The sequence below is a fragment of the Phyllobacterium sp. YR620 genome, assembly GCF_900104165.1.
Taxonomy (GTDB): Bacteria; Pseudomonadota; Alphaproteobacteria; order Rhizobiales; family Rhizobiaceae; genus Phyllobacterium; species Phyllobacterium pellucidum.
In genome coordinates, this window is sequence record NZ_FNJP01000007.1 from 88588 (window position 1) to 98554 (window position 9967).

Annotated in this window: 7 protein-coding genes; 2 read left to right on the forward strand and 5 right to left on the reverse strand. The window is 58.4% G+C overall.

The window, feature by feature from the left end; translation table 11 throughout:
• Positions 1-40: 40 nt before the first annotated feature.
• Positions 41-1582, reverse strand: a complete 1542-nt coding sequence (locus BLR72_RS20220) for a sugar ABC transporter ATP-binding protein (protein WP_091951460.1) — start codon at positions 1580-1582, stop codon at positions 41-43.
• A gap of 76 nt (positions 1583-1658) precedes the next feature.
• Positions 1659-2789 carry a sugar ABC transporter substrate-binding protein gene (locus BLR72_RS20225; protein WP_091951462.1) on the reverse strand — a complete coding sequence of 377 codons (1131 nt, stop codon included), beginning with the start codon at positions 2787-2789 and terminating at the stop codon, positions 1659-1661.
• Between the two features lie 227 nt (positions 2790-3016).
• Between BLR72_RS20225 and BLR72_RS20230 the strand changes: the two genes are divergently transcribed.
• Positions 3017-3697, forward strand: a complete 681-nt coding sequence (locus tag BLR72_RS20230; RefSeq protein WP_027232693.1) for a GntR family transcriptional regulator — start codon at positions 3017-3019, stop codon at positions 3695-3697.
• A gap of 175 nt (positions 3698-3872) precedes the next feature.
• A complete protein-coding gene (locus BLR72_RS20235) occupies positions 3873-4547 on the forward strand; it encodes a response regulator (RefSeq protein ID WP_091951464.1) in 675 nt (224 codons plus the stop codon).
• A gap of 29 nt (positions 4548-4576) precedes the next feature.
• Here the strand turns inward: BLR72_RS20235 and BLR72_RS20240 are convergent, their stop codons facing one another.
• From BLR72_RS20240 to BLR72_RS20250, 3 genes are read right to left on the reverse strand one after another with little or no spacing between them, the layout of a single operon-like run.
• Positions 4577-5914 carry an HlyD family type I secretion periplasmic adaptor subunit gene (locus tag BLR72_RS20240; RefSeq protein ID WP_091951466.1) on the reverse strand — a complete coding sequence of 446 codons (1338 nt, stop codon included), beginning with the start codon at positions 5912-5914 and terminating at the stop codon, positions 4577-4579.
• Positions 5915-5944: 30 nt separating this feature from the next.
• Complete coding sequence (locus tag BLR72_RS20245; RefSeq protein WP_091951467.1) at positions 5945-8221, reverse strand: calcium-binding protein; 2277 nt, start codon at positions 8219-8221, stop codon at positions 5945-5947.
• Positions 8218-9966, reverse strand: coding sequence for a type I secretion system permease/ATPase (locus BLR72_RS20250; RefSeq protein WP_091951469.1), 1749 nt, complete (start codon positions 9964-9966; stop codon positions 8218-8220). The genes BLR72_RS20245 and BLR72_RS20250 overlap by 4 nt, the downstream gene beginning before the upstream one ends.
• Between the last annotated feature and the right edge of the window lies 1 nt (position 9967).

A 9967-nucleotide genomic window follows, 5' to 3' on the forward strand; every position in this document is an offset into this window, starting at 1 on the left:
CGGAGCCTGTCGCGTTTGGGAGCTGCCATACTGGTCATCGTCATTCGGCAGCCTCCTGCGTCGGTGTTTCGTGACCGAGAGCCGGGCGCATGATCGAGGTTTCCGTCAACTGGTCACGCGTCAGGAACGCCGCAACGCGACCATCGTAGAGAACAAGGACGCGGTCGCATAAATGCACGAGTTCCGGGATTTCGGTCGAGTGCAGCAGGACGGAACCGCCGGAATCGGTAAAATTTCGCATCATCACATAAAGCTCATGTTTCGTGCCGACATCGATGCCACGGGTCGGATCGAACAAAAGCAGGATGCGGCTCTGCGCCACGAGCCACTTGGCAATCGCTATCTTTTGTTGATTGCCCCCGGAAAAGGACCCCGCCCTCGTCCAAAGAGCGCGTTCGTCCACTTCGACTGTGCCGAAGGCGGTGCGGACCGCCTCTTGCTCAAGCCCGGTTTGAATCAAGCCGAATCGTGAAAAGCGCTGGATTACCGGAAGGGACGCATTGACGGTGCCGTTGAGCTTCAGAAACAGGCCTTCGGTCTTGCGATCTTCGGGGACAAGCCCGATGGCAATGTTGGGTTTCAGGGCGTCCGCCGGCGAGCCAAACCGGACCTTGCGGCCATCGACGAGGATGTCGCCACGCACGACCTCGGTCATCCCGAAACAGGCCAGAAAAAGGTCGAGCTGACCCATGCCCTGCAACCCGGCGACGCCGAGAATCTCGCCCTTTCGCAAATCAAAGCTGGCATCTTGCAGTTTTTTACCTGCAACGAGATTACGCACCCCGAGTACCGGTGCGCCAAAAGCAGAGTCATTTTTCGGTCGTTCGGGGAAAGTCTGCGCGATGCTGCGGCCAACGATGCTCTCTATGACCTGCGCATCGGTAATGGATTCCACCGAACAAGTCGTTATATGCTGGCCGTTGCGCAATATTGTCAGCGTGTCGCAGAATGCGCGGACCTCACGCATGCGGTGTGTGATGAAAACGATGGTCGTTCCTGCCGACTTCAACTTGGCAATGATGCGACCAAGCCACTCGACGTCACCGCCGGCGAGAGTCGATGTCGGCTCATCGAGGAGGAGGATGCGGGGCTTGCGATAGATGGCGCGCGCGATCTCGATTTTCTGCTGGACGGCCAAATCCAGTGTCCCGACTTCGGCATCGAGATCCACCGAAAAGTCGAGTTCCTTCAAATGCTCGACAATGGCGCGTCGCGCCGAGGCGCGGCGGATCATGCCTGTAACCCCCATCGGCGCATAGGGCATAAGCAGGTTATCAAGGACAGTGAGGTCGCGGGCCAGAGTCATCTCCTGGAACGCGGTTTGCACGCCACGTGCATGGGCATAACGCGGCGCCTTCAATGTCACCTTCTCTCCGAATACCGATATCTGACCCTCATCCGGGCGCAGGAGGCCGGACAGGAGCTTAACGATCGTCGACTTGCCAGCGCCATTTTCGCCAAGCAGCGCGTGGGTGCTTCCGGGAGCGATCGCGAATGACACGCCGTTCACCGCAACCGTCGCACCGAATGCCTTGCGAAGGTCCGCCACTTCTATCGCGGCTTGTTCAATTGCTGATTTCATCCCGGAGGGTCCTGCCTGTATTATGAAAATTGGGCGGGCAAGCGTGGAGCGGCCAATCCGCTCCACGCTCTGTCCTCTAGTTTTCGGGTTGGCCTACGAGTGCCGCATTCAGACCAATTTCTGGTGTCTGGTCAGAAAAGATCGAGGCGAACCAACCGGGATTCGAGACGATCGCGGGCTTGAAGGCATTGCAGCCCTCCTTCATTTCCTGCCAGGTGCCTTCCTGGCACAGCTTGATCGTTTCGTTCGTTACCAAAGGCAGTGGCAGTACCGTCTTTTTCGGCACATCCTTGCCTTCGATCGCCTCAACAGCGAGCTTCAGGGCCAGGGCACCGGAATAGGGCGGCGAGGCATAGGAGATGCGTGGGGCACCGAGCGGTGCATAGGGCGAAGTGGCCCCTTCGACTTCAGTGCCGGCGGGAAGCATCTGTATACGCCCGCCATTCGATCCCTCGCCTGCGCATGGGAGCAACTGTTCCGGCTTCTTGCCGGCTTCAAGCTGCATGGAGTTTGCCGTGAAGCAACCCACCTGCATCCAGAGCCCGTTGATCTCGTCCCAGTTGCGCGTTGCCAAAATCTTGGACAGTTCCGTACGGGCAACCGCCTGACTCCACATGCCGACGGCTTCACCGACGATCTTGATATCTGGATATTTGGCGAAAACTTCCTTTGCCGCCTTGGTGCGCAGATTATCGACGGAGGTGCCGGGCACGCCCGTAATCGCAATAATGTTGCCCTTGCCGTTGAGCTTCTTCACCAGCCATTCCGCCGTCACGCGGCCAGCCTCTTCCTGATCGATCGCTATATTATAAGCGCATGGCTCGGTGATTTCGCCGTCATAGGCAAATACCTTTACGCCCTTGTCGCAAGCATTCTTGACGACCTGGTTGAGTGCAGTCGGAGAAATCGGGAACACAACGATTGCCTCGGCGCCTGCCTGCACCATCGCGTTGATTTGCTGAATCTGGCGTTGAGCATTAGGCCCGGCCACCTGAACTTGCAGGTCGACCTTGTCGGCGAGACTCTTATGGGCTGCCATGGCCTTGACCATGTTGGCGGCTTCCGCCTGCCAGTCATTGCCGATAAAGCTCATGCTCAGGAAGATTTTATGCTTTTCAGCGGCGTCCGCATGCCCACCGGCCAGTGTAGCTCCGGCGGCAATCCCAGCGCATACGACAAGGCGCTGGATTCTCGATATGACATCCATCGTTTAACTCCTCCCCTTTGTGCGAAACACCTCCCAAGACGCTTCCTCAAACGTCTTGCCGTTCCGCTGCAAGGACCGTATCACCATTTGATCAAAGATCAATGATAAATTGATATAACAAAAGCCGATGCGTGTGATAAACAGACATAGCTTGACGCGCTCCTGCAGAGGTTGCATTGCGAGCAGACAACACGGGGACAACCGCCCCGACACAGAAGGCATAGCAAATGGCTGAGGCTGGTTTTAAACGGCCAGGAGTTGAGATAGTCCCGCTTTCAAGGGAGACCTTGCAGGACCGCGTATATCGTCAAGTCACAGGGCTCATCCTGGAGGGTGGCATTGTGCCGGGCGAGATGGTTCCGGTGCAGAGCCTCGCGGATGCTTTCGGCGTGAGCGCCATGCCCGTACGCGAGGCTTTAAGGCGGTTGACGGCTGCCAACGCCTTGACCGTCGTTTCGGGCCGATCGATCGGCATACCGCGCTTGAGCCGCGCAAAGCTGACAGATCTGCGGAATGTGCGCATTGAGATTGAAGCCTTGGCGGGAAAATGGGCTGCCGAACGCATACAGCAGGAAGAACTAGATGCTCTGCGGGTCGTGCTGGAGTCGCTTGAGGCAGGGAATGCGTCTGGAAACATAAAATCCTATCTACGCGCGAATTATGCCTTCCATTTTTCCATTTACCGCGCTGCCGGCTCCGAAAGCATCCTCAACATCATCGAGAATCTGTGGTTGCAGGTGAGTCCATACTTCAACATGCTGCACGATTCCGGCAACTACACCAAGGCCAATGAACATCACCGGGCGATGTTCGCTGCCCTGAGCGCCCATGACGGGGATCGAGTCAAACTGGCTATACAATCCGATATCGACGCGGCTTATGAAGTTCTTTTGGAACTTGTGACCTGACACCGATATCCACCGTCCCTTGATGTGTCGTCTACGGCCGGACTTCAATTTCCGTAGACGCTGCCGATCGAGTTTACATCGAATTCCGTAATTGGATCTCGGCTACGACCATGCAAAGCTCCTGATAATAAAAACAAACCACCGATCGAATAGATCGGAATGGCCCGGGGGCGAAATGTCCAAATTTTCGATCGCATTTGTCGACGATCATCCCATTCTTCTAGAAGGTATCGCCAGTATCTTTGCGAGCGACAACGCCTATCACGTTGTTGGGAAAGGCGGCACAGCGGCGGATGCCCTCGATATTACCAATCGCTTGAAGCCGAATGTCCTTATCGTCGACCTGAATATGCCGGGTGATACGCTCGAGGCGATGACATCCATTTCACAAACTATGCCGGAAACGAAGATCGTGGCTTTCACCTCCGCCGTCGGTGTCGACAGCGCGGTAGAGGCCTTCGAAGCCGGCGCCAGCGGCTACGTGCTGAAGGGCAGCAGCGCCGATGACCTTCGTCAGGCGGTCCGGGCCGTTCTTGGCGGCGAAACCTACATCACGCAAAGCCTTGCAGCGCAGGTGATCCTCGCGCTCCGCCGCGTCTCGATGCAAAAGAACAAGAGCGAGGCCATACGCTTGAGCGTTCGCGAAGAGCAAATCGTAAACCTGCTTCTCGAAGGACGGACCAACAAGGAAATTGGCGAGCAACTCGACATCAGCGTAAAGACCGTCAAGCACTACATGACCATCCTCATGCAGAAGCTGCATGCGCGCAACCGGCTGGAAGTCGTGCTTGCGGCGCAGAAACGCCTGCCTGGCTCTGCGGGGAGCCAGACCCGGCAACTCCTCAACTAACCGAATTGTTTCTGACTGGAAGGGCTGTTTCACTCCTCCCGGAATGCGCGTCGAAACTGGTCCATAAGGGGCTTCGACAGGAACGACAGAGCGGTGCGGTTCTCGGTTGATATGAACGCCTCGACAGGCATTCCCGGCTTCAGTTCATTTCCCGCCAACCCTTCCATTTCCTCCTCGCTCACTTCGATCTCGGCCAGGTAGTAGACCTGACCGGTGGTCGTATCGGTCGAGGTGGAAGGCGAAACAAAAGCGACCGTGCCCGAGACTTCGGGCGTGGTCCGTTGATTGAATGCGGAAAAGCGAAGCTTGGCTTTCTGTCCTGTCGACACCTGGTCGATATCGGTCGGTTGGATGCGCGCGACGATCTTAAGCTTCGCATTGTCGGGAACGAGCGTGATCAATTGAGCGGCCGGTGTCACCACGCCTCCGATCGTATGCACGGCAAGCTCGTTGATCGTGCCCGCGAGCGGCGCGCGAATATCGGTGCGGGACAGCCGGTCTTCGACGGCAACACGGCGTTCGTTGAGTTCGGCGATCTTCGGTTCGATGGTCGTCAGTTCGCGCTGAGCCTCGTTTCGGGCTGTCTCGTCGACGGAAAGTATCTGCAATTGCAATTCGCTGCAGCGCGACCTTGCCCTGGCAATGCCGGCTTCCGCTTCAGCGCGGGTGGCGCGAAGGCTCGCCAACTCGCGTTCGATCACATAGATTCGGTTGCCTTCGATCAGCTTCTTGTCGGCAAGTCCCTTGATCTTTCCATGTTCGAGTTCGACGAGACGAATCTCTTCGTTCTTCGCGGCGCGCTGTGCTTCAAGCCCTTTGATCTCTTCGCCTAGCTGGGCAATGCCAAGATCAAGTTGCCTTTTCTGGCTGTTGCGGTGCCCGCGATTGCCGCGCAGAAGGCGTTCTTCGCCGGCCAGCGTCATTGTGGAATGCTGATCGCTGCCAAGCGTCCGTTCCGGCAATATGAGATGATCAAGATCATCGCGCTCGGAAACGAGGCGGGCTTTCCTTACCGTCAATTCGACCAGCTGCGAGCGGATGATCGCAAGTTCAGCGCGCGTTTGGGCATCGTCGAGCCGCAGCATGACCTGGCCCTTTTGAACGAAATCGCCCTCGCGCACTGCTATTTCCGAAACAATGCCGCCATCCCGGTGCTGAATGGCCTTGAGGTTACGGTCTACCTTCACGGAACCTGACGCGATGACTGCGCCGGTAAGCTGCGCGGTGGCTGCCCATCCGCCGGCGCCGGCCAGCAGCAGGAATCCAAACGCCAGGCCGCAAATGATCCGGGCACGCAGCCGGAAATGTTCGTCGTCGGCTACGGCTATTGCCGCAACGCTGTTTCGCAAGGCTTGCCGATTTTTCATGGTTCTCGTTCCCCCGTTCTAGAATTGCGTTCAAACGTTCTCGACGAACATCAACATGTGATGGCCGTCGAGGCTGATAGTCAGATCCTGATAGCCGTCGCCATCCAGATCCGCTTCGATCAAAGTACGGTTCATATTCTCGGTCTGTGCATGGCTGATACGTATCGGAAGATCAGGTCGTTCTGTTTCGCCGTAAATGTTTTCGAAGCGGTCTTCTATTGCGTCCATCACTTCATTGAAGATGTCGTATTGCGAGATGCGAATACGGTCGCCGACCATGAAGTCCAGTATCTCGTGGATGATGGCTGCGCCGTCACCTTTTGCTTTGAACTCGAAGATGTCATCGCCATTTCCGCCGGTAAGCGAAACCGTGTCGCTCGCGGCGACCAGGTGATCGTTGCCCTCGCCGCCAATGACGCGTTCAAAGCCGTCAATAATGTCGGAACCGACCATGACGCCGGTCGCGGTGCCATTGTCCATGTCTATGACGACCCCGGCTCCCGACTGGGCATAGCTGATAGTATCGACGCCCGCCGAACCGATAAACCTGTCGTTGGCGCCGTCGGCTGCAGCAAGGATGGTATCATTGCCGCTTCCCGCGTCGATTGTATCGCAACCGCCGCCATCCACTATGGTGTCGTCGCCTTCGTTCGTGAAAATCGCGTCGTCGAGGAGGCTGCCTATGACTGTGTCGTCACCAGCTCCGGTTCTGTATATCTCGAAACCCGAGATCGTATCCTCCCCGATCTCGACGCCCGTAGCGCACCTGGTCGTGGCATCGAGGGCAATATCGCGCCGCGCGGAAGAATAGTCGATCGTATCGAACCCGGCATCGCCGGAGTAGTTATCGGCAACGGCATCCATGTCGCCCGCAACCACATCATTACCCTGGCCGCCAGCCACCGTGTCCGAACCTTCTCCGCCCGAGAGAAAATCATTCCCGCCGCCGCCATCGAGTTTGTCTGCGCCGCTTGCGCCGAGAAGACGGTCGTTTCCATCATCCCCGAAAACGCTGTCGTCGCCGCCGCCTCCGTCCAGAACGTCGTCGCCGAAATCGCCCAGCAAGCAGTCATTGCCGCTGCCGCCGAAGATCAGATCACTGCCTTCGCCGCCGGAAATCCAATCGTCGCCATCGTCGCCGAACGCGATGTCGTTGCCGGAGCCGGCAAACACGCGATCTTTGCCCGCACCGCCCGAGATCCAGTCATTGCCGCTTCCACCAAAGAGAATATCGTTGCCGGCTCCTCCGTAGATCGTGTCGTCGCCGGAACCGCCCACGACATTGTCATCGCCATCGCTGGCAAAAATGCTGTCCTTGCCCGCGCGCGCGTCGATTATATCGTCGCCGCTCGTGCCGCTGATGTCGTCGGCCAAATCGGTGCCGACAAAAACACCGCCGGTGCCGGCTAAAGGTTCGGCCACCACGGCGAAATATGCGGTCTGCCAGATGTTAAGCGCGCCATCGGTGATCTGGTAGCTGATCGTGACGGGCCCAAGCTCCATCGCCTCGAACATCCATCCGCCCGACGAATGCGTGATGGTGCCGGATGACGTGCTGACATTGCGTATCGAGAGAGAATCACCGTCGGGATCGGTCGTGTTGCGCAGCAGATCTGCCAGGGTGATATAGGCCAAACCGCAGCCGACAACGTCGTGAAGCTGGACCGGACCTGCGGTTCGCGGCGCACGGTTCTGGTGCGGCTTTTCCGGCGTGGGTTCGCCATCCTCGTCAGGATCTTGGTCCTGCTCAAACGCAACCGGGCCATTGTTCTGACCCCACTCGTCAGCCCCGCCAACTGCACCCGCCGCCGGCGACCGGGCCGCAAAATCCGGCGGGTTGTCGTTGGCTGCGCGCAGCGACAGGGAAACGGATCCAAAGCCCCGAACGAAGTCCTCGATCGAAAAATCCATCTTTTGTGGCGACGCGACCATTGTTGCCGCGACGGAGTTCGACACGACACCGACGTCGAAGCTGGAGTTCCGCGTCGGGGTCAGGATTGGCGCGTCGCGGTCGCGTACTGCCAAACCGGCCACGTCGGACACATCATCCGCCCAGGTATCATAGTTTCCGACGAGCTTCAGAACGGGCGGGGTCGCATCCTGCACGTCGGCTTCAGGTTCGCTTTCCTCGCTTGCCGCCGTTTTCTGATCATCCGGCCAGAAGCTTTTCAGATACAGCATTATGCCGGTCAACACGATGATGAAATAACGCGGCAAGGAGGATCGCTTTTTCTCTGAAAGGAGATAACGGGCCTGCGGATCGGCCTCCACACCATCGACCTTGGTTGATTTGACGTCGATGATCATGCCGGTACCCTATCCGCTTGCTCGGCGCGGACCGGTCGCTTTTCGACTGGTTGAGCCGGGGCTCCAAGTATTTCGTTTCTCTCGCCAAATGCCGTCAGTTTGCCGGCCTGAACGACGGCAACGAGATTGACCGCAGCAAGAGCGCTCGGCCGATGAGCGATTACGATTGCGATGCCGCCACGGGCACGGATGTCCTGGATGGCGCGCGTCAGCGCCGCTTCCCCTTCCGCATCGAGATTGGAATTGGGTTCGTCGAGCAGCACAACGAATGGATTGCCGTAAAGTGATCGGGCAAGGCCGATGCGCTGCCGCTGTCCGGCCGAAAGAGCCGTGCCCTGCGGACCCAGTTGCGTGTGGTAGCCGTCAGGCATACGCACGATCATCTCGTGAATCCCGGCATTGCGCGCCGCTTCGACGATAGCGCGCGGATCGGGCTGCGGCGCAAGCCGGCAGATATTTTCCTCGATCGTACCATCGAGCAATCCCACATCCTGGGGCAGATAGCCGATGTGGTCGCCAATGACATCGCTGCGCCATTGGGTGAGTTCAGCATCGTCAAGCCGCACACTGCCGCGAAGCACGGGCCAGATGCCGGTCAGGGCCCGGATCAGCGTGGTCTTGCCGCCGCCGCTCGGGCCTATGATACCGAGTGCGTCGCCGGCCTTGATCTCAAAGCTGACGTCGCTCAGGAGAACGCGACCCGTCCCGGGAGCGGCAACGGTAATCTTTTCTACCTTGAGGCTCATGCACGGGGTCGGAAGGTCCATCGGGAGGTCGGCATTGCTGAGCGCGATGACCGTTTCCCTGATGCGCTGCCATGCGCCACGGGCAGCAACGACGCCTTTCCAGTTGGATATGGCGAGGTCAACCGGGGCCATCGCCCGCGCCGACGCTACCGACGCCGCGATAATGGCGCCGGACGAGAGTTCGCCCTGGATCGTGAGATAGGCACCGAGGCCGAGAATGGCCGATTGCAGGATCATCCGCAGCACGCGGGAGATCGCGCAGAAGGTGCCGCTGATGTCATTTGTGCGGGTCTGAAGCTGCAAATGTTGCGCATTGGCCTCGGTGAAGCGATCGATGGCGCGGTGGGCAAAACCCATTGCACACAGGATATCGGCGTTGCGGGCATTGGAGTCGGCGATAGCATTGCGGGCAATCGCGGACTGGTGCGAGGCGCCTGCCAGCCGGCGCGTCATGAGTTCGGTGGCGACAGTCAGGCAGACAAGGATGAATGCCCCTCCCAGGGTCAAGGCGCCAAGCATCGGATGCAGGAGGTAGACGAATACGAGGTAGAGCGGCATCCACGGCAGATCGAACAGCGCAATTGGTCCCTGGCTTCCCAAAAAGCCGCGGACCGTGTCTACGTCACGGCCACGCTCGAGTGCTTCCGCGGTCGAAAAGCCGAAGCGCGGCATGTCGATTGCAACCTGATGAGCAAGGGGAGCAAGCTTCTTGTCAAGCCGCGCTCCCACCCGGACGAGGATCTGGGAGCGAATGGCATCGAACAGGCCTTGGAACAGATAGAGTCCAATTGCCAGGAGCGAGAGGGCGACGAGTGTCGGTATGCTTCCGCTGGTCAATGCCCGATCATAGATCTGCAGCATGTAGAACGAGCCGGTCAGAGCAAGGATGTTGATGACGCCTGACAGCGAGAAAACGAAGAAAAATACGCTGCGCAGGCCTTTGACAAATTGTTGGGTTGCGTCGCTGTTTTTGGCGGTCCGGTTGTTGCTCTTGGCCATT